Origin of the sequence: Nonomuraea sp. NPDC059007 (genome assembly GCF_042740555.1) — a bacterium.
Classification (GTDB): Bacteria; Actinomycetota; Actinomycetes; order Streptosporangiales; family Streptosporangiaceae; genus Nonomuraea.
In genome coordinates this window covers 284483-308407 of the sequence record NZ_JBHYJD010000006.1, presented here as the reverse complement: position 1 = coordinate 308407, position 23925 = coordinate 284483, and the positions used below count along the sequence as shown (strand labels likewise).

The following is a 23925-nucleotide window of genomic DNA, read 5'->3' as shown; positions in this document are numbered from 1 at the left end:
GCGGTGTCCCCCGACTTTCGTCAGGTGTGCTGGAATCTCCGGGTGACTTCCGAGAGCAGGGCCCTGAGCGCGTCCTTGTGCACCGCGGCGAGCGTCCTGCTCACGATCGTCATCGGGCTGCTCGGGCCGTCGGCGGTCGTTCCCGATCTGGGCGGGCCCTCGCTCGGCCTGGACCCCGGTCCCCACCTCGTGATCGGGCTGGCCGCCGCGGCGATCGTGCTGGGCGGTCTCGGCCTGCTCGGCGGGCTCGCGTACGGCTCGCGCCTGCCCGCCGGGCTCCTGGTCGTCCTCGGCTGTACGGCCGCCGCCGTGCTGGCCTTCCTCCCGCCCTCCGGCTCGGCCGACCACCTCAACTACGCCGCCTACGGCCGGATGGTAGCGCTCGGCGTCGACCCCTACACCAACGGCGCCGCCGACCTGCCCGGCGACCCGATCGCCGGGGCCGTCGAGGCGCCGTGGCGTGAGGAGGCCAGCGTCTACGGGCCGGTCGCGACCGTCGTCCAGGCGCTGGCCGGCTGGGTGGGCGGCGGCTCGCTGTGGCTGACCGTCCTGGTGCTCGCGCTGGTCAACGCCGCCGCGTTCATCGCCACCGGGCTGCTGCTCGACCGCTTCACCCGCGACGACCCCGCCCGCCGCCTGCGGGCCGCGCTGCTGTGGACGGCCAACCCGCTGCTGCTCTACCAGCTCGTCGCCGGCATGCACGTGGACACGCTGGCCATCGCCTGCATGGTCGCCGCCCTGCTGGCCAGGTCGAGGCCGGCGGCGTCGGGGCTGCTCCTGGGTCTCGGGGTCGCGATCAAGCTCAATGCCGGGATCGTGGCGCTCGGCCCCGCGTGGGAGCTGCGGCGGCGGCCCCGACGGCTGGCGGTGATGGCGGGGGTGGCGCTGGCCGTCGTGGTGGCCGGATATTCGCTGGCCGGGCTCGCCGCGCTGGAGCCGGTGAGCAGGACCAGCAAGGCGATCTCGCACGCCTCCTACTGGAAGACGTTCCAGGGGATGTTGCAGGCCGTGGTGGGGGAGGGCAGCGCGTACCGGGGCGAGATCCAGGTGGCGTCGCTGCTCGTGCTGGCGCTGGTGGCCTGGGCGCTGGTCCGGGCGTTGCCGGGCCGGGACGCCCTGGCCGTGGCGGCGGTGCTGTCGGTGGCCTATGTGTTCGCCACGCCGTACATTCTGCCCTGGTATGACGGGCTGGCCTTCGCGATGGTGGCGATGGCTGGGGCCTCGCTGGTGGACCGGTTCCTGGCGGGGCACCTGGTGATCCTGTCGCTGGCGTACCTGCCCGCCCGGGTCGAGATGCAGCCCGTCGACCTGGAGTGGCTGCGGACCGTCGTCAGGCAGCAGGTGGCGCCGTGGGCGCTGCTGGCTCTGACGCTGGCTCTGGCGGGATGGGCGTGGACAACTGCAGCGCGCGCACGGACGCGGCCACAGCCAGCGGCACCGCCACAGTGAGCGCCATGGCCGGGATCGCGATGCCCGAGTCGTTGATCAGGAAGCCGACGAAAGCGCAGGTCAGCGCGCCGAACAGGCCCGCACGCAACGGCGGCGCCAGCTTGTAGGCCTGGCCGAGCGCGGAGGCGCCCCATCGGGAGGGCCGGTTGAGCACCAGGAACAGGAAGGCCAGCGCCACCAGCGACAACAGCGTCAGCGACCAGTTGCCGACGGTCACGCCGATCATCGCGCTGAACTTCCTGCCGATCACCGTCCAGGCCTGCCCGTCCAGGATCTGCTGGACGAAGTTCCCCAAGTGGGTACGCTGCGCCGCCGGCCGCATGAAGTCGAAGACCATGATCGAACCGATCAGCAACGCCCCGACGACCCCCACGACCAGCAGCTTGCCCACCGAGACCCGGCGGCCCGACAGCAGGATCAGGAAGACCGCCAGCCCGATCACGAACGCCGGCACGCCGCCGAAGTCCGCCCCCCACGCCGGCCAGCCATCCGCGAACACCGCGAACATCCCATACGCCGCGCACACCCCCAAAGCCAGCCAGGTACGCGCCCTGAGCACCCAGGCGACACCCGCCAGGGCCAGGATCGTGCCGGTGGACTGGATCGCGAAGGCGATGTTGCTGAACCCGTAGAAGCGGCCGCCGGTGACCGGCTCGTAGCCGCTGACCGCGTTGACCTGCAGCCTGGAGCCGGTCATCACGTCGATGAGCAGGGCCAGCGACGTCACGCCCGCCACCACCGTGAGCGGCCCGAGCACCGCCGCCCGCCACGGCCCGGCGAAGGCCAGCCCGGTGATCAGCCCGGCCGCCGCCACGATCGTGACGATCAGCGCGGCCATCGGCGCGGGCAGGCTCCACCAGGGCACGAGCTGGGCCAGGAACGTCGCCACCGCGATGGAGCCGGCCAGCACCGACACCACCTGAACGACCACGAGCAGCCGCGACGCCGCCGCCTCGCCGTCCCGCGGCGCGGCGGGCTGCGCGCGACGACGGCGCAGGGCGAGGGCGGCGAACAGATAGAAGAGCAACTGGACCACGACGAACACCGCGAAGAACGGCCCGCGCACCTCCCGCAGCACCTGGCTGGCCAGATCGGCGTCGGCCAGCTGGGCGACGGTCTCCTCGGTGGTCGCGGGGGCGTCGCCGCCGTCGCTCCAGGCCCGCCCGACGACCGCGCGGGGCGGCTCGAGCCCCAGCGCGCCGATCGCGGTGGCGGTCAGGTCGGTGATGGTGACGAGCGCGTCCTGCCGCGTCGAGGCCGCGGTGAGGAACCCACGACGGTACGGCGGGCCGCCGGGAGAGGGCCCGGCGGCCATGGCCACGTGGAGATGGGCGGCGGATGAGGTGTCGGAGATGCCGCCCACCAGGACCGTGCTCCCCTCGGGAACCCGGGCCATCAGCGTGCCGACCCGCCTGTCGGCCTCGGCCACGGCGGCCGCGCGCTGCTCGGCGGGGAGTCCGGCGGGCACCCCGGCCTCGTCCTGGGGCATGCGGGCCCAGGCGGCGGCGAGCGCGTCGGCCTCGAAGACGACCAGGGCGTAGCCGGTCAGGTCGCCCAGCCCCTCCACGTTGTCCGCATATTTCGTGATCCGGCCGCTCTTGTCGGCGGCGGCCAGCGCCGCACCGGGACCCACCGCCCCCACGACGCCGCCCGAATCGGCCACGAGCTGGCCCAGCGTCCCGAGCACCGCGTTGTACCCGGTGCCGGACTGGTAGGCGGCCAGCGACTCCCATCCGGGGACCCGGGCGCCCGCGCCGTCCGGCTCCGGCCTCGGCACCGGGGCGCAGCCCTTGCCCGCGGTGCCGGAGCGCTGCCCGGCCGAGACCGTCAGCCAGCCAGCGACCGGACAGGTCACGCCACGGTCCGGCGGTGGCACGGCACGGGTCGACATCGAGGCCGAGCCGCCCGCGGCCACCAGTTTCCACAGGTTGGGGGTGCGTGACGGGTGGAGATCGCCCCATTCCAGACCGGGCACTCCCAGCAGCACGACCCGGCCTCGGGGGGCGGCGGAAGCCGTACCGGCGCCGAGGACGCCCGCCAGGACGGCGCCCAGCACCAGAGCCGCCAGGAACCGACGTGCCATGAGCGCAACCCCCGCAGTGTGCGTCCTCGATCGACTGGAGCCACGGTAACGTGCCAGACCGTGACAGGTGGCAAGCGGCAGTGGTGGACGTGGTTGCCGGCGGCGGCGCTGGTCGTGCTGGCGGCGTGGCCGCTGGTCGAGTACTGGCTGACCAACCCCGACGACCAGCGGCTGGTCGACCTCGACGTCTACCGCACCGGCGGCGAGATGATCCGGGAGGGGCGGCCGGTCTACGAGTTCTTCACGCCCGCGCCGCAACTGCTGCCGTTCACCTACCCGCCGGTCGCGGCGCTGCTGGCCGTACCGCTGGCGATGATGTCGTGGACCACCGCGCAGTGGGTGTGGACGATCGGCGTCTTCGCCGCCCTCGCCGTCACCGTCTGGTTCTCCTTCAGGCAGGCGCAGGTGGACAGGAAGCCGCTGCTGTTCGCGCTGGCCATGGTCTGCTGCACCTACCTGATGCCCATCCGCGACCAGGTGCGTTTCGGGCAGGTGGACATCCTGCTGGTCGCGTTGTGCGTGGCCGACCTGCTGGCGGTCCGGCCGAAGTGGCCGCGCGGCTTCCTCATCGGCCTGGCCACCGCGGTCAAGCTCACGCCCGGCGTCTTCCTGATCTACCTGCTGGTCACCCGGCAGTGGCGGACGTTCTGGATGGCCTGCTTCGTCGCCGCGCTGCTCACGCTGCTGCCCTTCGCCGTCATCCCGCAGGACGCGGCCCAGTTCTGGTTCTCCGCGCTGCTCGACCCCGAACGCCTGGGCTCCAACGCCGCCACCACCAACCAGTCCGTGCGCGGCATGCTCATCCGGCTGTACCTGCCCGACCTGCTGACGTCCGCGATCTGGGTGGCGGTCATCGCCTTCATCGGCTGGTACGGCTTCCGCGGGGCCTACCGGGCGTACCAGGCGAAGGACATGGTCACCGCGGTCGCCCTCACCGGCCTGATGGCGGTGCTGCTGTCGCCGGTCGCCTGGATCCACCACCTGGCCTGGGTCGTCGTCGTGCTCGGCGCGATCGTCGGCGACGGGCGCGACCGGGTCAGGCTGTGGGTGGCGGCCGGGGTCTGGGTCTACTACGTCGTCCCGGTCCCCTGGTGGGGCGTCTCGCTCAAGGCGCTGGAGATCCCCGTCCTCAGCCCGGTCCTCGGCAAGATCGTGCAGAACGGCTACGGGCTGGGCGCGATCGCCCTCGTCTGGCTCCTGGCCGCCTGGTTGCCCAAACGCCGCGGGATCTTGACCAACTGATTACCCTGTGTGTTGTGCTCGTTACCGTATGGGTCATGATCGGCGTCCTCGCGGGCGTCAGCGGCGTCGTCATCGGCTACGTCGCCCTCAAGCAGGCCAGGCTGGCCGTGCAGGACTGCCAGCAGATGCTGGCCAGGCAGTCCACCGTCAGCACCATGGGCGGCGACCTCAAAGCGATCCGCGACGTCGCCGTCTATCGCTACGACGCCCTTGAGGAGATGACCGGAAGGCTGTCGTTCTCGATCGCGATGATCAACGGCTTGGGCGACGGCATCGTCCTCACCTCGATCAACGGCCGCTCGGAGACCCGCACGTACGTGCGGCCGGTCGTGGGCGGAAAGGGCAAGACGCCACTGGCCCCGGAAGAGGAGGAGGCGGTGCGCGCGGCCAGACTCGGACTCGGCCCGGAGATAGAACCACAGATGGCACGCCGCTGAGCTGGTTACTCTGGTGTCATGCCCAGAATCGCCTATCTCGGACCCGAGGGCACCTTCACCGAGGAAGCCCTGCGGCTCATGGAGCCCGACGCCGACCGCATGCCCTGCGCCACCGTCGGTGCCGCGCTCAACGCCGTACGGTCCGGTGAGGCCGACGGCGCGGTCGTCCCGCTGGAGAACTCGCTGGAGGGCGGCATCACCACCACCCTCGACGAGTTCGCGTGGGGCGAACCGCTGCTGATCACCGCCGAGTTGCTGCTGCCCGTGCGGTTCTCGCTGCTGGCCCGGCCCGACACCGAGCTGGTGCACATCAAGCGTGTCTACACCCACCCGGCCGCCATCACGCAGTGCCGCGGCTACATCAACCGCGAACTGCCCGACGCCGTCGTGGTCTCCGCCCCTTCCACGGCCGCCGCGGCCCAGGAGGTGTCGCTGCCCGGCTCGCCGTACGACGCGGCGATCGCCGCCCGCATCGCCGGCGAGCACTACGGCCTGGTCGAAATCGCCGCCAACATCGGCGACCGGACCGACACGGTGACCAGGTTCGTCCGCGTCGCCCGTCCCGGCGCGCTGCCGGAGCCCACCGGCTCCGACCGCACCACGCTCGTGGTCTTCCTGGCCGACGACCACCCGGGCGCGCTGCTGGAGATGCTGACCGAGTTCTCGGTGCGCGGGGTCAACCTGACCCGGATCGAATCGCGGCCCACCGGCGACGGCATCGGCCGCTACTTCTTCCACTTCGACTTCGAGGGGCACGTGGCCGACGCCCGGGTCGGCGAGGCCATCTCGGGCCTGCACCGGATCTGCGGCGAGGTCCGCTTCCTGGGCAGCTACCCGCGCGCGGACGGCATCACCCCCCAGATCAAACCCGCCACCACCGACGCCGCCTTCACCGAGGCCGATAGCTGGCTCACCCGTATCCGCCAGGGCCAGCCGTAGCTGCTTTCCCGTTGCGGGCCTCCGTTACGGGCCATTTATCCGTTACGGCAAGCCGCACCACCGCCACCCGCCGACGTGGGTGACCGCCGATCGTGGGGGTCGCTTCTCACGTCGGACGGGCTGCCCACCGCCACGGCCCACGTGAGCCGGGGCGGTGGTGAGGTCGCCGCTGCGGTGGTTTTAATTGGTCCTGCCGTCAGCGGGGGACCGAGTACGCTTGGCCTGTGATTGACCTGCGGACACTTCGGGAGGACCCTGAGCGGCTGCGAGCGTCGCAGCGCGCGCGGGGTGAGGACGACTCGATCGTCGACAAGCTGCTGGCCCTCGACGAGCGCCGGCGATCCGCGCTGACCTCGTTCGAGACCATGCGCGCCGAGCAGAAGTCCATGGGCAAGTCCGTGTCCAAGGCGCAGGGCGAGGAGAAGCAGGCGCTGCTGCAGCGGGCCAAGGAGCTCGCCGCGCAGGTCAAGGCCGCCGAGGTCGAAGCCGAGCAGCTGGGTGCCGAGCTCGACGAGATGGCCCACGCCGTACCCAACATCGTGGAGGAGGCGGCTCCCCACGGCGGCGAGGACGACTTCGTCGTGCTGGAGACGATCGGCGAGCCGCGCGCGTTCGACTTCGAGCCCAAGGACCACCTGGAGCTCGGCGAGGCGCTCGACGCCATCGACATGGAGCGCGGCGCCAAGGTGTCGGGTTCGCGGTTCTTCTTCCTGAAGGGCGTCGGCGCCCGCCTGCAACTGGCCCTGCTCAACATGGGCATGCAGCACGCGATCGAGGCCGGGTTCACCGCGATGATCACCCCGGTCCTGGTGCGGCCGGAGACGATGGCGGGCACCGGTTTCCACGTCGCCCACGACAAGGAGATCTACCGCCTGCCCGACGACGACCTCTACCTCGTCGGCACCTCTGAGGTCGCGCTCGCCGGCTACCACGCCAACGAGATCCTCGACGGCGCCGAACTGCCGCTGCGTTATGCGGGCTGGTCGTCGTGCTTCCGGCGCGAGGCGGGCTCCTACGGCAAGGACACCAGGGGCATCATCCGCGTCCACCAGTTCGACAAGGTGGAGATGTTCACCTATGTCCGCCCGGAGGACGCCGCTGCCGAGCACCAGCGCCTGCTGGCCTGGGAGAAGGAGATGCTGGCCAAGATCGAGGTGCCGTACCGCATCATCGACACCGCCGCTGGCGACCTCGGCATGTCGGCGGCGCGCAAGTTCGACTGCGAGGCCTGGATCCCGTCCCAGGGCCGCTACCGCGAGCTGACCTCGACCTCCAACTGCACCGAGTTCCAGTCGCGCCGCCTGGCGGTCCGCTTCCGTGACAAGGACGGCAAGCCGCAGCACGTCGCGACGCTCAACGGCACGCTGGCCACGACCCGCTGGATCGTGGCCATCCTGGAGAACCACCAGCAGGCCGACGGCTCCGTGGTGGTCCCCAAGGCGCTCCGCCCCTACCTGGGGCTGGACGTGCTGGAGCCGGCCAAGTAACCGATCGCGGCGGAACGCCGGACCGCGTTCCGTCGCAGGATCACCAGCCCCGCCGTGCCGATGCCGAGGCCGAAGAGCCCCGCGAGGGCGAGCGCCGCCGTGTAGCCATCCGGCCAGCCCGCGCTCCAGCCACGGAACGGCAGCGCCACCCCGGCCGCGACCAGCACGGCCAGGCACAGCGCCTCCCTCACCGAGTCGCCTGCGGCATCCTCTCTCCACGCGGCCAGCGCCGCACCGGCCAGCGCGATGAGCAACAGGACCGCGCCGCTCACCCCCGCCGCCGCGCCCACGACGCCCGGCAGGTTGATCAGCGAGTAGTAGCCGAAGAACTCCTCATACCGCCACGGCAGCAGGAGCAGCACCCCGATCAGCCCGTAGCCCAGGGTCACCCGGCCGGAGCGGACCACCGCCGGCGTCACGGCCACCAGGCCCGCGAGCAACATCCACAGCCCGGCCACGACGGCCACGCGCATCTCGCCGTCCACCCGCTCGCCCGGCCGTGTCAGCGGGACGGCCGCGCCGGTGCTCAGGCCGCCGTCGGCGCCATAGCCGTGGCGTCGCCAGGCGCCGCCGGTGTCGCGGACCACGATGCCGTCCCGGCCGTTGGCGACGACGACCACGTGGCCGTCCGGGCGTTCCTGGAGGGCGATGGCGAGCGAGCGCGGGTCCCGGGGACGCCCGTCGCCGATGTGACCCCGCTTCAGCCACTCCGTACGCCCGGGTGACAGCTCCCACGCGGACGTCCACGTCCTTTCCCCGTCGGCCGACCGCTCGACCTTGAGCCGGCCGGGGACGATCCGGTAGCAGAACTCCGCGCCGCAGACGGAGGTCCGCGGCGCGGGGCTCTGGGGCGTGGGCGCCGGCCCGTTCCCGGTCAGCGCACGCCAGGTCCGCCCGCCGTCCGAGGAGACCGTGCCGGCGCTCCAGCGACCCGTGACGACGATGTGGCCGCCGTCCAGGTGGACGTTCTCGGCGACAGGCGGCCCGCCCGCCGGCCCGGTGGCCCCCACCGCCAGTACGGCCAGCGGCACCCCCACCACGGCCGACCACCTCCGGGGCGCCTCGTGTTTCCTGATCCACCACGCCAGCCCGAGCGCGGGCAGGGCCAGCAGGTCGGTGGGGTCGGCGAGCACCCGCGATGGTCCGGCGACCAGCGTCCAGGCCGCCGACGCCAGCTCAGCGCCCGCCCCGGTCGTCTTCACCAGGGTGAACACCACCCCGGTGAGCACCGTCGCGGCCAGATCCGCCCGGCGCGCGAACAGCAGGGACACCAGCGGCGCCGCCACCACCAGCCCGGCGACGTCGCTCAGCTTCCCGGTCACGAGGCCGGGCCAGGCCGCCTTGAGCACGTGGTCGTTGATCAGCAGGACCAGTGCCGCGGCGAGCGTCGCCGGATGGCATAACCAGGCGCGCCTCATGTCTGGTCGGCTGGGTTGCGGGCGGTCCGCCGTACCAGGGCCAGCCCGAGGGCGCCGATGGCGACGGAGAAGAAGGCGGCCATGGCGAGCGCCACGTCATAGGAGTCTGGCCACCCGAACGCCCAACCACGGAACGGCGCCGCGATGCCCAGCGCGACCAGCACCCCCGTGCCCAGCGCCCACCAGAGGGCGGTGGAGGGGATCTTCGCGAGGACCGACTCCACGATCGCGAGCACGACCGCGGCCAGCAGGAGCGGGGCGCCGGCCAGCCACAGCAGGGCGGGGACGCCGCCCGCCTCCGGATCGAGCAGTAGGTACGGCAGCACGCCCACGGTCGCCAGCGCGGGCGCGATCCAGTGGGTGGCGATCCTGCGCCTGCCCCTGGCCGCGATCATGAGTCCCGCCACGATCGCCCACACCCCGGCCAGCAGCGCGACGGCCAGCTCGCCGGAGACCTCCTGGCCGCCGTCCACCGCCGTGGCGGCGCCCGCGGTCAGCCGTCCCGACGGGTCGTACCCCAGCCGCGTCCACCGCCCGCTCTCATCCCGTACGGCCACGCCGTCGCGCCCGTTCGCCACGACGACCACATGACCCCGCGCCGTCGCCTGAACCGCCAGCGACACCGAGGACACCCGCTCGCCATAGGACCGTTCGAGTAGTTCGAGCCGCCCCGGGGAGAGCTCCCACGACGGTTGCCAGGTCACGCTGGCGTCGTCCGACTGCATGACCCTGATGCCGTCGCCGCGTACCCAGTAGCAGCGCCGCGGCTCCCGTGGCACGCACATCGACTTCTGTCCCTGCGCGCTCGGATCGCTGTCGGGGGCGAGCCTCCAGGTGCGCCCGCCGTCCGTGGAGACGTTGCCGGAGGCCCAGGTCCCCGTCACCGTGATCCGCCCGCCGTCGACCCGCACCGCGTCCGCCGCGGGTGGACTCCCCGCCGCGCCCGTGGCCGCCACGGCCAGTACGGCCACCGGCACCCCCACCACCGCCAGCCACCTCCGGGGCGCCTTGTGCTTCCTGACCCACCACGCCAGCCCGAGCGCGGGAAGCGCCAGGAGGTCGCTGGGATCGGCCAGGACGTGCGAAGGGCCCGCGACGAAGGTCCAGGCAAGGGAGGCGGCCTCCGCGCCCGTCTCGGTGGTTTTCACGAGGGTGAACAGCGCCCCGGTGAGCAGGGTGGCGGCCAGGTCGGCCTTGCGCAGCAGGAGGAGGGACAGCAGGGGAGCGGCGACGACCAGTCCGGCGACATCGCTCAGCTTGCCGGTGACGAACCCCGGCCAGGCCTGTTTGAGCAGGTGGTCGTTGACGAGCAACAGCAACGCCGCGACGAGCGTCGCGGGATGGCACAGCCACGCGTACCTCATGCACTCATCGACGGCTCCGGAAATGCGGTCGTTCGGCCGAAACGAGCTTCGAGTCACACTCGTGATCCCCCCGTAACGCCCCACCCCACCCCCTCCAGGTCTCCCGCACCGTCCGTCGCGCTTGGGCCGCGCCGTCTCCGGGCCGCTGCCAGCCGCCATCGGCACACTCGGTCCCCTCCGCCCCTCCTCACCCGTCCGGTGTCCTGTGCGCCGACCTCTGGACCCCTCGGCCGGTTGGCGATCCCCACGCGCACCCTGGGCGCATCAGGCCGAGGCTGTGGGGCGTGCACGCCTCTCGTAGTGGGTCGGGTCAGTCGCAGAGGTAGCGCTGGATGGTGGGGGCTGCCCAGCGGATGAGGTCGTCGCGGGGGATCGCCACGATGGGCGGAAATTTCAGGATGTATCGGGCGAGCGCCAGCCCCAGGATCTGGGAGGCGGCCAGGCCGGCGCGTACGGGGGCCTCGTCCGGGCCGGTCAGGGTGGCTATGACGGGAGCCAGCTGGGTGGCGAAGATCTCACGCATGCGTTCGGCGGCCGCCTCGTTCGTGACGCCGGTGCGCAGGAGCACCTGCAGCGCCTCGTTGTGCTCCCACAGGCTGAGGAAGTGGCCGACGAGCCCGGCGCCGAGCTGGTCTCGCGGCAGTGCCGAGAAGTCCGGAAATTTCAGGTCGATGCGGGCGGCGGCGGCGAACAACTTCTCCTTGTTACCGAAGTAGCGCATCACCATCGCCGGATCGATCCCGGCGTCACCGGCGATTGACCGGATCGTGGCCTTCTCGTAGCCGTCTGCGGCGAAGCGTTCCCTGGCCGCGGCCAGGATGACGGCCTTGGTGTCCGCGGAGCTCCTTCTCATGTCAACGATTGTAGGCCAACAAGTGTTGACATGGCCAGCACGCCAGGCGCAGACTGATGCCAACAAGCGTTGACCAAAAGGAGAACGAAGATGCTTCCCACCGCCACCGACGTTCTGGTCATCGGCGCCGGCCCCACCGGCCTCACCCTGGCGATCTCGCTCACGCTCAAGGGCCTCGACGTCACCGTCGTGGACAACCAGGCCGAGGGCGACAACACCTCCCGCGCCGCCGTCGTGCACGCCCGCACCCTGGAGCAGCTCGAGCCGCTCGGCGTCACCGGTCCCATGGTCGAGCGGGGCATCCACGCCAAGCGCTTCACGATCAGGGACGGGGACCGCGTGCTGGTGCCGGTTCCGTTCGGGAACCTGCCGACGGACTACCCGTACACGCTGATGATCTCCCAGGCGGAGACCGAGCGGATCCTGCTGGACCGGCTCGTCGCGCTGGGCGGGCGGGTGGCGCGGCCGTACACGCTGACCGGGCTCACCCAGGACGGCGGGGGCGCGACGGCGGCCTTCGCCGACGGAAGCAGCGTGCGCGCCCGCTATGTCGTCGGCGCTGACGGCATGCACAGCACGGTGCGGGAGCAGGCCGGCATCGGGTTCAGCGGCGCCTCCTACCCGGAGTCGTTCTCGCTGGCGGATGTACGGCTCAGCGGCGGCGTGCCCAGCGAGGAGGTCGTGCTGTACTTCTCGCCGGCCGGGCTGGTCGTGGTGGCCCCGTTGCCCGACGGGACGTTCAGGATCGTGGCCACGGTCGACGAGGCGCCCCACGAGCCCGACGTGGCCTACGTGCAGCGCCTGCTGGACGAGCGCGGCCCGCGGCGCCAGAGGGCCGTGGTGAGCGAGGTCGTGTGGGGTTCGCGCTTCAGGGTCCACCACAGGGTGGCGGACGCGTACAGAAGCGGCAGGGTCGTGCTGGCGGGCGACGCGGCGCACGTGCACAGCCCGGCGGGCGGCCAGGGGATGAACACCGGCGTCCAGGACGCCGTGGCGCTGGGTGAGGCCCTGGCGGAGACGCTCAAGACCGGGCACGAGGCGCCCCTGGACGCCTACGCGGCGGCCCGCCGCCCGGTCGCCCGGGAGGTCGTGGCCTTCGCCGGCCGGCTGACCCGCCTGGCGACGATGAGCCGGGCGCTGCGGCCGGTCAGGAACGTGGTGCTGCGGCTGCTGGCCACCCTGCCCCCCTTCCGCCGGGCGCTGGCCTGGCGGCTGTCGGGGCTGGTCTACCGGTGAACCGCGGCCTGGACAGCGGAAAGGGCGAGGTCCGCTGGAAGCGAACCCCGCCCTACCTCGCTTACTTCAGATCAGATGGCGCGGACGGCAGAGGCCTGCGGCCCCTTCTGTCCCTGCGTGATCTCGAACTCGACCCGCTGGCCGTCTTCGAGGCTGCGGTAGCCGTTGCCCTGGATCTCGGAGAAGTGCACGAACACGTCCGGTGCACCGCCGTCCGGAGCGATGAAGCCGAAGCCCTTTTCAGCGTTGAACCACTTGACGGTTCCCTGAGCCATAAAAGCTCTCCCTCAGGATGTGAATCTATGGGACCCACACCTCATGGGTCCCGGTGTGTCGTACAGCAGCAACCCGGGGTGGCTCAGACAAAGTCATGCTGGTTTTCACTACGGGATCAGCTAATACAACGCCATCACATCTAACACCATTCCACCGCCTTGGTGTTCCCCTCGCTAGGAAGATTTCTGTTGGACGGCATCACCGGGCAAACTGGAACCCGTTATGAACACCCCTCGCCTTGTGGCCACCGACCTCGACGGAACCGCCCTGCGCTCCGATGGAACGGTCTCTTCCCGAACGGCTGCTGCCTTCGCCAGGGTAGAGGAATCCGGGGCTGTGCTGGTACTCGTCACCGGCCGCCCGCCTCGGTGGATGAGGGAGGTGGCCGAGGTGGTCGGGCACCGCGGGGTGGCGATCTGCGCGAACGGGGCGCTTGTCTACGATCTCCACACCGAACAGATTCTTGAATCTCACCTGATCCAGGCCGACGTGCTCGTGGAGGTCGTGGATCAGCTAAGAGCGAACATCCCCGGACTGGCATTTTCGGTCGAGTACGAAGGTGGTTTTGCGCACGAGTCAGATTTCAGGCTCGGCGGCCTGGACCGAAGGGCGGGACGCGGCGGCGGCGTCGGGCCGGGGATCCTCACCTCGCGGCCGTGCGCCAAGCTGCTCGCCCTGCACCCGGAGATGGACCCTGACGCGCTCCACGGGGCCGTGCACGAGCTCGTGGGGCACCTGGTGACCGCCACCCACTCCAGCCGCAGCGCGCTGGTCGAGATGAGCGCGCACGGCATCACGAAGGCCACCGCGCTGGCGGCGCTGGCCAGGCGGCACGGCATCGGACCCGAGGACGCCGTGGCGTTCGGTGACATGCCGAACGACCTGCCCATGCTCGCGTGGGCGGGCAGGTCGTACGCGGTGGCCAACGCGCATCGCGACGTGCTGGCCGTGGTCGGTCAGACGATCGAGGCCAACGACGAGGACGGCGTCGCCCGCGTGCTCGAAGAGCTCTACAGGTAGGGGCCGGAGCCGCCGGGCTGCTGCTGGCCCTCCTGCGGCACTCCGGGCAGCGCCCTGCGCATCTGCTCCAGCTGGGCCCTGGCCGCCATCTGCTGGGCGAACAGCGTCGTCTGGATGCCGTGGAAGAGCCCTTCCAGCCAGCCGACCAGCTGGGCGTGGGCGATCCGCAGCTCGGCCTCGCTGGGCGGGGCGCCGTTGTCGTCGGTGAACGGCAGCGACAACCGCTCCAGCTCGTTGACCAGCTCGGGGGCGAGGCCGTCCTCAAGCTCCTTTATGGAGGACTCGTGGATCTCCTTCAACCGCTTGCGGCTGGCCTCGTCGAGAGGAGCCGCGCGGACCTCTTCGAGAAGCTGGCGGATCATGCTGCCGATGCGCATCACCTTCGCGGGCTGCTCGACCAGGCCCGCCACCGAGCGCTCTTCCTCGCCGCCGTCGCCCTGCTGCCCCTGGAAGTCAGGCCCGACCACCACGATGTGGGGGGTGTTGTTCTCCTCAGCATTCATACGTCTCACCGTACTAGCAGGATCTTGCCGACGTGTTCCCCGGAATCGAGCATTTCGTGCGCCCGAGCGGCCTCGGCGAGAGGCACCTCCGCGTAGATCACCGGCCGCACCGCACCCGCGCTGACCAGCGGCCACACGTTGTCGACGACCCCGCGCACGATGACGCCCTTCTCGTCGGCGGGCCGCGAGCGCAGCGTGGTTCCGTGTACGGCCGCGCGCTTGTTGAGCAGCATCCGCAGATCGAGCTCGGCCGAGGTGCCGCCCTGCAGACCGATGATCACGAGCCGCCCACCCGTCCGCAAAGCTTTGATATTTCGGGACAGATACTTTGCGCCCATGATGTCCAGAATCACGTCGGCCTCCGCCTTCTCGGCGAAGTCCTCCTCCCGGTAGTTGATCACCTCGTCGGCGCCCAGCTCCCTGAGCCGCTCCAGCTTCTCCGCGGTGCCCGCGGTCGCGATCACCCGCGAGCCGAACGCCTTCGCCAGCTGGATCGCCATCGTCCCCACGCCGCTGGCCCCGCCGTGCACCAGCAGGGTGTCCGAACGCCGCAGCCGCGCGGTCATGAACACGTTCGACCACACCGTGCAGACCACTTCGGGCAGCGCCGCCGCTTCGGTCAGGGAGACGTTGTCCGGCACCGGCATCACCTGCTGCCACGGCACTGTCACCTGTTCGGCATATCCGCCGCCGCCCAGCAGCGCGCAGACTCGATCGCCGACCTGGAAGTGCTCCACGTCCGCGCCGACCTCGGCCACGACCCCCGAGCACTCCAGGCCCGGATACTCCGAGTCGCCGGGAGGCGGGTTGTAGAAGCCGAGCCGCTGGAGGACGTCCGCCCTGTTCAACGCCGAGGCGGCCACGTCGATGAGCACTTCTCCCCGCCCGGGGCGGAGATCCGGCACCTCGCGCCACTCCAGAACCTCAGGCGCGCCGATCTTGGAGATCACAATCGCTCGCATGCTGACCAAGATAGGCGCGTGGCGCCCCGCCGAGCCCCGGAGCGGGGGTGCCGGGCAAAGAAGTTGAGGGTTGCCGCCGTCCGGCGCGACGCTTGACGTTAACCTGCAATGTATTTGCTGCCCCTTTAGACCCACCCGAGGGGGAACACGGTGGCAAGGCACGATCGCGAAGAATCTCTCGAAGAGCAGCTGGCCTGGCTCGACGCCATCAAGGAGACGGAAGAGGCGCCGGTGGCTGTGAGCGCCACCGCCGAGGCCGCGGCTTCGCCGTACCCGAAGGACCCATGGCTGTCGGTGCCGTCCGCGCAGGAGACGCCGACCCCGCCGCTGTTCCGTGCCGCCGTCGACTCCGTGTACGGCTCCGCCGCCGCGGAGGAACTGCCCGCCACCGAGAGCGAGGCCGCCGAGTGGCTGGGTGACGAGGCCGCGCCCGGCAAGGAGCCGGCCGGGTCGGTCGACGAGGAGGCCGAGAGCTTCCTGGCGCCGCTGAAGCCGCTGCCGAGGCCGGACGACACCGACAGCTACACGCTCTCTCCCACTCCCGCGCCGGCGGAGGAGGAGACGCCGCCCAAGGCGGAGTACACCGAGGCCGAGACCCAGCCGGACAACCCGTGGCCGAAGCCGCCCGAGTGGTCCAGGCCCGCCTTCGACCTGCCCAAGCCCGCGTTCGACGAGCCGAAGGCCGGCTTCGAGAAGGACTTCGACAGTCCCTTCACGCAGGACCTTCCCCTCGACTTCGAACGTTCCCGCGCGGCCGTGGACCTGCCCGAGCCGGACGCGCCGGAGCTCTCGGAGGACGCCGCGGAAGAGGAGCGGCTGCAGAAGCGCTTCGAGGCGTTCAAGCCGGACTGGTCACCGCGTAACGACCCGTTCGGTCAGCCGGCCGACCGCCCCGCTGCCGACCGCCCCGCCCCGGAGCCGCCACAGCAGCCCGCCGAGCCGCGGCAGCCCTTCAACGAGCGGTCCTTCACCGAGCAGTCCTTCACCGACCGGCCGCAGCCCGCGGACCGGGGCTTCGATCGCCCCGAGCCCGCCCGTTCCGAGTCCGCCCATTCCGAGTCCGCCCGTCCTGAGCCGGCCGTTCGCCCTGAACCAGCCGTCCGCCCCGAGCCCGCCGAGCGCCCCGCCGCCGAGCGGCCCGCGACGCGACGCCGGGCCGCGCCCGTGCCGGTGTTCACCTCGCCGCCGCGCCCGCCGGTCACCGGCCGGCCCACCGCCGACAGCCTCGACCCCGAGTCGCTGCTGCGCGGGCGCCGTAACGCGCCGTCCAAGGGCTGGCGCAGGCTGGTGTACAAGGCCTCCGGCGGCTGGATCAAGCCCGGCGAGCCGGCCGAGGTGCGCCGCCGCCGAGAGCTGCTCAACCGGGCCCGCACGCCGGTGGCCACCGGTCACCACCGCGTCGCCGTACTGAGCCTGAAGGGAGGGGTCGGCAAGACCACGACCACGGTCGGGCTGGGCGCGACGCTGGCGCAGGTGCGCGGCGACCGGGTGATCGCCGTGGACGCCAACCCCGACCGCGGCACCCTGTCGGACAAGCTGGAGCTGGAGACCTCCGCGACCGTGCGGGACCTGCTGAACGAGCGCGACCAGGTCAAGCGCTACGTGGACATCAGGGCCTTCACCTCGCAGGCGCCCTCCCGGCTGGAGGTGCTCGCCTCCGACCGCGACCCGTCGGTCTCCGAGGCGTTCAGCGGCGCCGACTACCAGGCCGCCGCGCAGGTGCTGGAGAACTTCTACTCGATCTGCATCACCGACTGCGGCACCGGCCTGCTCCACTCGGCCATGGGCGGCGTCCTGGGCCTGGCCGACCAGATCGTGCTGGTCAGCTCGCCCTCCGTGGACGGCGCCAGGGCCGCCTCGGCGACGCTCGACTGGCTGGAGGCGCACCACTACGGCGACCTGGTCAGGGACGCCACCGTGGTGCTCTGCAGCGTACGGCCGCGCTCGAAGTCGGCCGTGGACATCAAGAAGCTGGAGGCCCACTTCGCGGCGCGGTGCCGGGCGGTGGTCCGCGTGCCGTACGACCCGCATCTGGAGGAGGGCGCGGAGATCGACCTGGACCGGCTGCAGGAGGCGACCAGAGAGTCCTACCTCCAGCTCGCCGCCAGCGTGGGGGACGGCTTCGCCGGCCGGGAGTGAGCGGAGGGTGTGGGATTCGAACCCACGAGACCATCGCTGGCCTGGCCGCTTTCAAGGCGGCTGCACTCGTCCACTATGCGAACCCTCCAGTGCGCACACCACCTTAGCGGCTGTTCCGCTCCTGACGCTCGCGGTAAGTTCGGTGGGTGGATCTCAGGGTCGAGGTCGAACGCGCCGGTGGGGACGCCCTCGTGCGTCTTGAGGGGGATCTCGACAAGCTGTCGGCTCCCCGGCTGAAGCAGCGGCTGGTGGAGCTGTCCGAGGACGGCTGCCACACGATCGTGCTGGACGCGGCGCTGCTCGACTTCTGCGACTCCAGCGGGCTGTGGGTGCTGGTCGAGCATCACCGGCGCCTGACCGCGCTCGGCGGGACCATGCGGCTGAGCGGCGTGCACGGCATCCTGCAGCGCGTTCTCGACATCACCGGCCTCAGGGCCGTCTTCTACCCGGTGAGGGCGCCATGACCCACTACGAGTCGGCGCTGCTGCGCCGCGTGCTCGGCGAGGAACTGTCCGAGGCCATGTGGTTCGGCCTGGGCGGCGGGATCGGCTTCATGTACTTCGTCTTCGAGTACTCCGGTGAGCCGCCGCACCTGTCGATCATCGCCCAGGCGCACCCGGAGCCGATGGTCGCGCGGGCCCTGGACCGGGCGGGAGTCCGGCATGAGATCCGCCACACCGGCTCGGCCAAGGTGGCGGAGCGGAACCTGCGCGCCGCGCTCGGCGCGGGGCACCGGGTGGTCTGCCGGGTGGACCGGCATCGGCTGCCCTGGCGGCCAGACTTTCCTTTCCCCGAACCCGTCGACGTGGACGTGCTCGACCTCGACGGCGATCGGGTACGGCTCGGCGACGGCGAGATGTCGCTGGAAGCGTTCCTCGGCGCGTGGTCGGCGGCCAAGAAGGAGCGCCACCAGCTCATCGAGATCACCGGGACCGGCGGCGGGCGGCCGGACGTCGCGGGAGCGATCAAGGAGACCGCGGCCAGGCTGACCGGGCCGGTGCTGGGCAACAACTTCGACGTCAACTTCGGGCTGTCGGGAATGCGCAAGCTGGCCGAGCAGCTCGGCGACACCTCGACCAAGCAGGGGTGGACGCGCCGGTTCACCGATGCCGGGGTCGCGCTTGAGCGGCTGGCGACGTGCCTGGACGTGGAGTACACGGCTCCGGCGGCGTCGCGGCCGCTGTTCGCGGAGTTCCTGGCCGAGGCGGGGGAGGACCCCGCTTCCCGGATTTATCGGGCTTCGGGGGAAATTTGGGCGGATGTGGTGAGTGCGGCGCGGGCCGGGGAGTCCTACCCGCGCATCGGTGAGCTGGTGGCCTCCGCCGTACGGGAGGAGGAGCGTGGGGCCGTCCAGCTAGGAGCGCAGCTGTGAGAGCAGCCATCGGGGTCCCGACGTTTCGGCGCCCAGTCCGGCCACCCGTTCCTTGAGGCCCCGGTCGGCGGTGACCACGCGGTAGCGTTCCCACGGCCTGGCCTGCCGTACCAGCTCGACGATGGTGTCGTCGCCGCTGCCCGCGGCCGCGACGACCTCGACCTCGCCCGCGGGCGGCGTCTGCCTGGCCGCGCCCTCCACGACCGCCACGATCCTCGGGTACCACTGCGCGAGCAGCGGGTGCGTGAGGCCGCTGCGGGCGGCCACGTCGCGCACCAGGCGGGTGGCGGCGCCGAGGCGGTCGTTCCACCAGCCGTGCTCTGCGCGGGCGCCGACGATGTTGGCCACATCCAGCACGACGGTCTCGGGGACGAGCACGCCCTGGACCTCGTCCCACGTCTCGGCGAAGCCCGGGTGCAGCTTCCTGGCGGCGATCTCGGGCAGGGGCAGCCAGAGGAGTTCCGAGCTCTCGGAGTTCGCGGGCGCCGCGTCCAGCAGGGCGCCGGCCTCGGCGATCACCGTCTCGAACGTCCATCCGCCGTGGTCGTCGAGGTAGACGCCGCGCACCCGCAGGCCGTCGGCGCCGAGCGCCGCCTCCTCGTGAGCCTCGCGCAGCGCGCTGACGATCGCGTCCTCGTGGCTGTCGCGGGCGCCGCCGGGCAGGCCCCACGTCCCGCCGTGATGGCTCCACCAGGCGCGTTTCTGCATGAGGACGTGCGGGGTGCCCTGTTCGTCATGGTGTACGGCCAGCAGCCCCGATGCCCCGTGCACCCCCCAATGCCGGTGTCCACGCGCGCATTGGGCCCATCCGTCACCGTCTTTCGCCGCCATGCGAATAGTCTGTCAGCCCCCGCCCTTGCTGAAATGCTGGTAGTCCTTCGTGCCCGACCAGTAGCCGCCCCACTCCCATCCGACGGCGGCGAAAGCCTTCACCACCTTGTCGCGGGGATTTATGACGCCTTTACCGTCCATTGGCCGCTCGGTGAATTTCTTCGCGTTTTGGTGGGCTGTGCCGCCGTCTGCAGTGACGTACGGGTTTTCGCGGGGATTGATGTCGATTGCTTGGCCATAGGCGTGTTTCGACCAGTTGCTGGACCCGGTGGCAGGACGGCAGTTGAAGGCCGAGGTGTTGTCGGCGTCGATCGAGTCGTAGTCGTCGCCCTTGTAGGCGTCGACCAGCTCCATCTTCTTGATCGGCCAGCGCTCGGCGTACAACTTCCTGAAGACCGTGACGATGTCGTCGGTGACCGTCTCCCGCACGATCAGCTCGCCGGTGTGCGCCCTGTCGTCGAAGCCCCAGTAGGTCATCGTGATCAGCCGCAGGTCGCCGAGCGGCACCGGGCAGCCGGGCCGCCACGAGTACGGGACCCGGTCGCGGGAGACCTTGGAGATCTTGGCGGTGAACTCCGGCGGGCCGGCCGGCGTGCTGGGGGTCTCCGTCGGCGGTGCGGTCGTAGGCGGAGCCGGGGCCTGCGCGGCTGAGGCGACCGGTTTCTGCTGCCCGGCGCACGCTGCCGCCGCAAGCACCATGACCAGGGCTGATACACGCTTCATCCAGCCACGATACGTGCTTTCGGCTATGGCACGATGAGGACGGTGCGCCGGGAGCGCCGGGCGAGTCCCACCGAGACGGAGCCGGTGAAGCCGCGCCAGACCGAGCGGGAACGGCCGACCACGATCGCGTCGGCCATGCTCGCGTCGGCCAGCGACTCCAGCGCGCGGGTGGCGTCGCCGCGCATGGCGATGAACTGCCAGGGCACGCCGACGCCGCGCATCTCGTCCCGCAGGTCCTCGGCCAGGTCGCCGGCCGGATCGGGGACGATCGGCGCACCGGCGAAGAACCAGAGCGTGGCGCTGTTCAGCGACTCCACGAACGCCACCAGCAGCCCGGCGTTGTCCCGGCGGGCGAGCCCGGCCGCGTACGCGAGCGCGTTGCGGCTCGGGCCCGAGCCGTCGTAGCCGACCACGATCAGGCCGGCTCCGTCCTTGCCGATCTCGAACCCGGGGTCGGCCAGCGGCTCCCCTTGGGGATACACGGCACGTCCCTGGTCAGCGCTTCTCGGCCACGTGGCGGCCGCGGCGGGCCAGTTCGCGCAGGGCGTCGGCCGCGTAGGCCACCAGCGCGGCGAACGACAGGCCGGCCAGGATGCCGCCGAGCCACAGGTCGTTGACGGTCGCGTCGGTGTACGCGGCGCCGCGCGGCTGGTAACCGACCGCGAACGGGGCGGCGACCAGCCAGAGGCCACCGAGGAACAACAACACCAGGGCGCTCACGCCCAGCTTCGCCTTCATCGCTTATCCTCCACCAGGGAGCCGTTCTGCCGGGTTCTCATGTCCTCGCGCAGCGCCTCGACCAGCGGGGCCAGCATGGTGGCCAGTTCCGCGGAGGACGTGCCGGCCGGGGCGGCGGGGGCGGGCTCGGGTTCGGCGGGGCGCTGCCGTACCGTCACCAGACCGCGCGCGACGAGCTCCTCATGGATCGCGGCGATGAACGCGCCCGCGCCGGCGAGCGCGACGACGGCCACGCCGAGGCCGGTGAAGAACTCCGAGTTGGTGGCGGCTGTCCAGTCGGCGCCCTCGGGCTGGGTGCCCAGGGCGAACGGGGCGATCATCAGCCACAGCCCGGCGAGCAGCGCCAGGGCGGCCGTGACCGCGCCCACGAACTTGCGGATCATAGGGTGACTCTCTCTTTCTCGGGTGGCGCCGCCTGTGCGATGAGCGCCCGCGAGGTCGGGCGGAGCACGTCGTGGGCCACGGATCTGGCGCGCTCGCGTTCCGGGCGCTCGTCCGGCGGCGCCATTCTGGCGACGGCGCTCAGCAGGGCGGAGGGGTGGCCGTTGGTGTTCTCGACGCGCTGGGCGATGAGTTCGAGCAGGAGGCCGGCCAGGACCATGTCGTCCTTGGTGAGCGTCTGGGGCGCGGCGACGGGCTGGTTGGTGCGCAGCGGAAGTTCCTTGAGGAACAGCGTGGCCACGAAGCCGAGCACCGCGATCGGCACGCCGACCAGGAACACGGTCTCCAGCCCGCGCGTGAACGACTCCAGCACGATGCCCTTGACCGGCTCTGCCAGGTGCTGGATGGCCTCGGGGCTGCCCAGCTTCGGCGTGCCACCGGCGGGCAGGTTGATCCCGGCCGCCTGGAGCATCCCCGCCATCTCGTCCTTGAGGCGGTTGGTGAGGATCGCGCCGAACGCGGCCACGCCCACGGCGCCGCCGAGCGAGCGGAAGAACGAGACGCCCGAGGTCGTCGAGGCCATGTCGCGCGGTTCGGAGGCGTTCTGCGCGGCGAGGATGAGCATCTGCATGGACAGGCCCAGCCCGATGCCCAGCACCGCCACGTCGAAGCCGATCAGCCACTCGCTGGAGTCGACGTGCAGCCGGGACAGCAGGAACAGCCCGATCGCCACGATCAGCAGTCCCGAGACCGGGAAGATCTTCCACTTGCCGGTCTTGGTGACGATCTTCCCGGAGATCACGCCGGCCAGGAACAGCGCGACCACCATGGGCAGCGTCATCAGCCCCGAGTTGGTCGGGCTGAGTCCCTTCACGATCTGCAGGTACTGCGGCAGGTAGATCATCGCCCCGAACATCGCCATGCCGACCAGCAGTGAGGCGATGCTGGTGAGGACGAACGTGGGGTTGCGGAAGAGCCGTGGCGGCAGGATCGGGTCGCGCGACTTCTGCTCGGCCAGTACGGCCAGCGCCAGCATCAGCAGGCTGATCGCGGCCAGCGCGTAGGTCCAGAAGGAGTTCCACTCGAACTCCTGGCCGCCCAGCGTCAGCAGCAGCATGAGCGCGCTCGCGCTCGCGGTGATCGTGAAGGCGCCCCAGATGTCGACTGTGGTGTCACGCCGGACGTGCTCGATCTTCAGGAACTTCTGGATCACGAAGAACGCGACGGCGGCGAACGGCACCACGACGTAGAAGCACCAGCGCCAGCCGAGCCAGTCGGTGTCGACGATGAAGCCGCCGAGCAGCGGCCCCGCCACCGTGGACAGCCCGAAGACCGCGCCCATGTAGCCGGAGTAGCGCCCGCGCTCGCGCGGGGAGACGATGTCGCCGAGGATCACCTGCGACAGCGCCGAAAGACCACCCACACCGAGCCCCTGTACGGCTCGCGCCGCGATGAGCTGGCCCATGTCCTGGGAGAGCCCGGCGGCCAGCGACGCGGCGACGAACAACGCCAGCGACGTCTGGAAGAGCAGCTTCCTGCCGAACAGGTCGGACAGCTTGCCCCAGAGCGGGGTCGAGACCGTCATCGTGAGCATGGTGGCCGAGGCCACCCACGAGTACTGGTCCTGGCCGCCGAGCTCGCCGACGATCGTCGGCAGGGCGGTGCCCACGACGGAGGTCGAGATCATCGAGGTGAGCATCGCGAGCATGAGCCCGGCCATCACCTCGAGGATCTCGCGATGCGAATACTGCCGCCGTTCGGCCTGGGCCACCAAGCGCCCCACCCCCTTTGACATTCGAATACCACGCGAGTATACGCCCGTTTACTAGCCGCGCGGCAAGTGGCCCCCGCGCGGGTAGAGTTCGGGCATGAACGCCGAGGCGGCCACGGAGACCAAGCCGCGTGATCGCGAGGCCACCCGGCAGCGCCTGCTGCGCGCCGCGCGCACACTGTTCGCCGAGCACGGCTACGAGCAGGTGACCGTCCGCATGATCGCGGCGGCGGCCGACGCCAACATCGCGCTGGTGGGGCGCTACTTCGGTTCCAAGGCGGGACTGTTCGGCGAGGTGCTGGCCGGCGAGCCCACGGTCGCCCGGGTCATCGAAGGCGACCGGGAGGGCCTGGCCAGACGGCTGGGGGAGTACGCGGCGGAACGTATGTACTCCGACCCGGAAAGCCCGATCCTGCGCTCCCTGGAACGCTCGGCCGGCGACCCCGAGATCCAGGAACTCGTCCGCGAACGGCTCCGCAACGCGATCATCGCCCCGATGACCGCCGGGCTCGAAGGGCAGGACGCGCAGGCGCGGGCGCGGCTGGCGATCGCGGTCTTCCTGGGAATCGGGACCATGCGCCGCCTGCTCGGCCCCGAGGTGCCCACCCCGGCCGACGTCGACCGGATCACCGCCGTCTTCGAGCTCTGTCTACGCCCGCACACGTGATCGTTACGTACGTGAGGCGGTAGCCGTAACATCC

Annotated in this window: 24 protein-coding genes and 1 tRNA gene; 11 read left to right on the top strand and 14 right to left on the bottom strand. The window is 71.1% G+C overall.

Annotated elements, in window-relative coordinates; translation table 11 throughout:
* Positions 1–42: 42 nt before the first annotated feature.
* A complete protein-coding gene (locus tag ACFWY5_RS12685; protein WP_379631826.1) occupies positions 43–1449 on the top strand; it encodes a glycosyltransferase 87 family protein in 1407 nt (468 codons plus the stop codon).
* Here ACFWY5_RS12685 and ACFWY5_RS12680 read toward each other — a convergent pair.
* Complete coding sequence (locus ACFWY5_RS12680) at positions 1331–3532, bottom strand: hypothetical protein (RefSeq protein ID WP_379631824.1); 2202 nt, start codon at positions 3530–3532, stop codon at positions 1331–1333. The two genes, ACFWY5_RS12685 and ACFWY5_RS12680, sit on opposite strands and share 119 nt — an antisense overlap.
* Positions 3533–3592: 60 nt before the next feature.
* On the opposite strand from ACFWY5_RS12680, the gene ACFWY5_RS12675 reads away from it, so the two are divergent.
* The 4 genes from ACFWY5_RS12675 (at position 3593) to serS (ending at position 7637) form a co-directional block, all read left to right on the top strand.
* Positions 3593–4774, top strand: coding sequence for a glycosyltransferase family 87 protein (locus ACFWY5_RS12675; protein WP_379615619.1), 1182 nt, complete (start codon positions 3593–3595; stop codon positions 4772–4774).
* Positions 4775–4809: 35 nt separating this feature from the next.
* A complete protein-coding gene (locus ACFWY5_RS12670; protein ID WP_379615617.1) occupies positions 4810–5211 on the top strand; it encodes a DUF4446 family protein in 402 nt (133 codons plus the stop codon).
* Positions 5212–5229: 18 nt separating this feature from the next.
* Positions 5230–6150: a prephenate dehydratase gene (pheA, locus tag ACFWY5_RS12665; RefSeq protein ID WP_379631822.1), complete on the top strand. Its 921-nt coding sequence runs from the start codon at positions 5230–5232 to the stop codon at positions 6148–6150.
* Positions 6151–6374: 224 nt separating this feature from the next.
* The gene (gene serS, locus ACFWY5_RS12660; protein ID WP_379631820.1) at positions 6375–7637 is read left to right on the top strand and encodes a serine--tRNA ligase; all 1263 of its coding nucleotides are present in this window, start codon (positions 6375–6377) and stop codon (positions 7635–7637) included.
* Here the strand turns inward: serS and ACFWY5_RS12655 are convergent.
* The 3 genes from ACFWY5_RS12655 to ACFWY5_RS12645 all read right to left on the bottom strand — a co-directional run bounded on the left by ACFWY5_RS12655 (position 7601) and on the right by ACFWY5_RS12645 (position 11272).
* A complete protein-coding gene (locus tag ACFWY5_RS12655) occupies positions 7601–9055 on the bottom strand; it encodes a hypothetical protein (protein ID WP_379631818.1) in 1455 nt (484 codons plus the stop codon). The genes serS and ACFWY5_RS12655 overlap by 37 nt on opposite strands.
* A complete protein-coding gene (locus ACFWY5_RS12650) occupies positions 9052–10419 on the bottom strand; it encodes a hypothetical protein (RefSeq protein ID WP_379631816.1) in 1368 nt (455 codons plus the stop codon). Before ACFWY5_RS12650 ends, ACFWY5_RS12655 begins: the two co-directional genes overlap by 4 nt.
* A 310-nt stretch (positions 10420–10729) precedes the next feature.
* Positions 10730–11272: a TetR family transcriptional regulator gene (locus tag ACFWY5_RS12645; protein ID WP_379631814.1), complete on the bottom strand. Its 543-nt coding sequence runs from the start codon at positions 11270–11272 to the stop codon at positions 10730–10732.
* 90 nt (positions 11273–11362) lie between these two features.
* On the opposite strand from ACFWY5_RS12645, the gene ACFWY5_RS12640 reads away from it, so the two are divergent.
* Positions 11363–12508, top strand: a complete 1146-nt coding sequence (locus tag ACFWY5_RS12640) for an FAD-dependent oxidoreductase (RefSeq protein WP_379631812.1) — start codon at positions 11363–11365, stop codon at positions 12506–12508.
* Between the two features lie 71 nt (positions 12509–12579).
* Here the strand turns inward: ACFWY5_RS12640 and ACFWY5_RS12635 are convergent, their stop codons facing one another.
* Positions 12580–12783: a cold-shock protein gene (locus tag ACFWY5_RS12635; protein ID WP_157248489.1), complete on the bottom strand. Its 204-nt coding sequence runs from the start codon at positions 12781–12783 to the stop codon at positions 12580–12582.
* A 223-nt stretch (positions 12784–13006) separates the two neighbouring features.
* On the opposite strand from ACFWY5_RS12635, the gene ACFWY5_RS12630 reads away from it, so the two are divergent.
* Complete coding sequence (locus ACFWY5_RS12630; RefSeq protein ID WP_379615601.1) at positions 13007–13804, top strand: HAD family hydrolase; 798 nt, start codon at positions 13007–13009, stop codon at positions 13802–13804.
* Here the strand turns inward: ACFWY5_RS12630 and ACFWY5_RS12625 are convergent.
* Positions 13795–14307: a bacterial proteasome activator family protein gene (locus ACFWY5_RS12625; protein ID WP_379615599.1), complete on the bottom strand. Its 513-nt coding sequence runs from the start codon at positions 14305–14307 to the stop codon at positions 13795–13797. The two genes, ACFWY5_RS12630 and ACFWY5_RS12625, sit on opposite strands and share 10 nt — an antisense overlap.
* Before the next feature lie 5 nt (positions 14308–14312).
* Complete coding sequence (locus ACFWY5_RS12620; RefSeq protein WP_379615597.1) at positions 14313–15269, bottom strand: NAD(P)H-quinone oxidoreductase; 957 nt, start codon at positions 15267–15269, stop codon at positions 14313–14315.
* A 150-nt stretch (positions 15270–15419) separates the two neighbouring features.
* On the opposite strand from ACFWY5_RS12620, the gene ACFWY5_RS12615 reads away from it, so the two are divergent.
* Entirely contained in the window at positions 15420–17408 is a 1989-nt protein-coding gene (locus ACFWY5_RS12615) for an AAA family ATPase (RefSeq protein ID WP_379631810.1), read from the top strand.
* 1 nt (position 17409) lies between these two features.
* Here the strand turns inward: ACFWY5_RS12615 and ACFWY5_RS12610 are convergent.
* Positions 17410–17496, bottom strand: a tRNA-Ser gene (locus tag ACFWY5_RS12610).
* Between the two features lie 58 nt (positions 17497–17554).
* On the opposite strand from ACFWY5_RS12610, the gene ACFWY5_RS12605 reads away from it, so the two are divergent.
* Both ACFWY5_RS12605 and ACFWY5_RS12600 read left to right on the top strand, forming a co-directional pair.
* A complete protein-coding gene (locus ACFWY5_RS12605) occupies positions 17555–17872 on the top strand; it encodes an STAS domain-containing protein (protein ID WP_379615593.1) in 318 nt (105 codons plus the stop codon).
* The gene (locus ACFWY5_RS12600) at positions 17869–18780 is read left to right on the top strand and encodes a BtrH N-terminal domain-containing protein (protein ID WP_379615591.1); all 912 of its coding nucleotides are present in this window, start codon (positions 17869–17871) and stop codon (positions 18778–18780) included. Before ACFWY5_RS12605 ends, ACFWY5_RS12600 begins: the two co-directional genes overlap by 4 nt.
* Here the strand turns inward: ACFWY5_RS12600 and ACFWY5_RS12595 are convergent.
* The 6 genes from ACFWY5_RS12595 to ACFWY5_RS12570 all read right to left on the bottom strand — a co-directional run bounded on the left by ACFWY5_RS12595 (position 18763) and on the right by ACFWY5_RS12570 (position 23236).
* Positions 18763–19551, bottom strand: a complete 789-nt coding sequence (locus tag ACFWY5_RS12595) for an NUDIX domain-containing protein (RefSeq protein ID WP_379615589.1) — start codon at positions 19549–19551, stop codon at positions 18763–18765. The two genes, ACFWY5_RS12600 and ACFWY5_RS12595, sit on opposite strands and share 18 nt — an antisense overlap.
* Before the next feature lie 72 nt (positions 19552–19623).
* Positions 19624–20334 carry a M15 family metallopeptidase gene (locus tag ACFWY5_RS12590; RefSeq protein ID WP_379631808.1) on the bottom strand — a complete coding sequence of 237 codons (711 nt, stop codon included), beginning with the start codon at positions 20332–20334 and terminating at the stop codon, positions 19624–19626.
* A 23-nt stretch (positions 20335–20357) separates the two neighbouring features.
* On the bottom strand, positions 20358–20816 hold the full coding sequence (locus ACFWY5_RS12585; RefSeq protein ID WP_379615585.1) for a universal stress protein: 459 nt from the start codon (positions 20814–20816) through the stop codon (positions 20358–20360).
* 13 nt (positions 20817–20829) lie between these two features.
* Positions 20830–21072, bottom strand: a complete 243-nt coding sequence (locus ACFWY5_RS12580; protein ID WP_379615583.1) for a hypothetical protein — start codon at positions 21070–21072, stop codon at positions 20830–20832.
* On the bottom strand, positions 21069–21455 hold the full coding sequence (locus ACFWY5_RS12575) for a hypothetical protein (RefSeq protein WP_379615581.1): 387 nt from the start codon (positions 21453–21455) through the stop codon (positions 21069–21071). The genes ACFWY5_RS12580 and ACFWY5_RS12575 overlap by 4 nt, the downstream gene beginning before the upstream one ends.
* Positions 21452–23236: an MDR family MFS transporter gene (locus tag ACFWY5_RS12570; RefSeq protein ID WP_379631806.1), complete on the bottom strand. Its 1785-nt coding sequence runs from the start codon at positions 23234–23236 to the stop codon at positions 21452–21454. Before ACFWY5_RS12570 ends, ACFWY5_RS12575 begins: the two co-directional genes overlap by 4 nt.
* Positions 23237–23321: 85 nt before the next feature.
* Between ACFWY5_RS12570 and ACFWY5_RS12565 the strand changes: the two genes are divergently transcribed.
* Positions 23322–23891, top strand: a complete 570-nt coding sequence (locus ACFWY5_RS12565; protein ID WP_379631804.1) for a TetR family transcriptional regulator — start codon at positions 23322–23324, stop codon at positions 23889–23891.
* The last annotated feature ends 34 nt before the right edge of the window (positions 23892–23925 follow it).

Excerpts from the sequence above, each read along its gene's own strand:
- ACFWY5_RS12670 (WP_379615617.1), top strand. The coding sequence starts at position 4,810 with ATGATCGGCGTCCTCGCGGGCGTCAGCGGCGTCGTCATCGGCTACGTC.
- ACFWY5_RS12590 (WP_379631808.1), bottom strand. The coding sequence starts at position 20,334 with ATGAAGCGTGTATCAGCCCTGGTCATGGTGCTTGCGGCGGCAGCGTGC.
- ACFWY5_RS12645 (WP_379631814.1), bottom strand. The coding sequence starts at position 11,272 with ATGAGAAGGAGCTCCGCGGACACCAAGGCCGTCATCCTGGCCGCGGCC.
- ACFWY5_RS12640 (WP_379631812.1), top strand. The coding sequence starts at position 11,363 with ATGCTTCCCACCGCCACCGACGTTCTGGTCATCGGCGCCGGCCCCACC.
- ACFWY5_RS12655 (WP_379631818.1), bottom strand. The coding sequence starts at position 9,055 with ATGAGGCGCGCCTGGTTATGCCATCCGGCGACGCTCGCCGCGGCACTG.
- ACFWY5_RS12575 (WP_379615581.1), bottom strand. The coding sequence starts at position 21,455 with ATGATCCGCAAGTTCGTGGGCGCGGTCACGGCCGCCCTGGCGCTGCTC.
- ACFWY5_RS12620 (WP_379615597.1), bottom strand. The coding sequence starts at position 15,269 with ATGCGAGCGATTGTGATCTCCAAGATCGGCGCGCCTGAGGTTCTGGAG.
- ACFWY5_RS12600 (WP_379615591.1), top strand. The coding sequence starts at position 17,869 with ATGACCCACTACGAGTCGGCGCTGCTGCGCCGCGTGCTCGGCGAGGAA.
- ACFWY5_RS12650 (WP_379631816.1), bottom strand. The coding sequence starts at position 10,419 with ATGAGGTACGCGTGGCTGTGCCATCCCGCGACGCTCGTCGCGGCGTTG.
- ACFWY5_RS12565 (WP_379631804.1), top strand. The coding sequence starts at position 23,322 with ATGAACGCCGAGGCGGCCACGGAGACCAAGCCGCGTGATCGCGAGGCC.
- ACFWY5_RS12630 (WP_379615601.1), top strand. The coding sequence starts at position 13,007 with ATGAACACCCCTCGCCTTGTGGCCACCGACCTCGACGGAACCGCCCTG.
- pheA (WP_379631822.1), top strand. The coding sequence starts at position 5,230 with ATGCCCAGAATCGCCTATCTCGGACCCGAGGGCACCTTCACCGAGGAA.
- ACFWY5_RS12680 (WP_379631824.1), bottom strand. The coding sequence starts at position 3,532 with ATGGCACGTCGGTTCCTGGCGGCTCTGGTGCTGGGCGCCGTCCTGGCG.
- ACFWY5_RS12625 (WP_379615599.1), bottom strand. The coding sequence starts at position 14,307 with ATGAATGCTGAGGAGAACAACACCCCCCACATCGTGGTGGTCGGGCCT.
- ACFWY5_RS12580 (WP_379615583.1), bottom strand. The coding sequence starts at position 21,072 with ATGAAGGCGAAGCTGGGCGTGAGCGCCCTGGTGTTGTTGTTCCTCGGT.
- ACFWY5_RS12635 (WP_157248489.1), bottom strand. The coding sequence starts at position 12,783 with ATGGCTCAGGGAACCGTCAAGTGGTTCAACGCTGAAAAGGGCTTCGGC.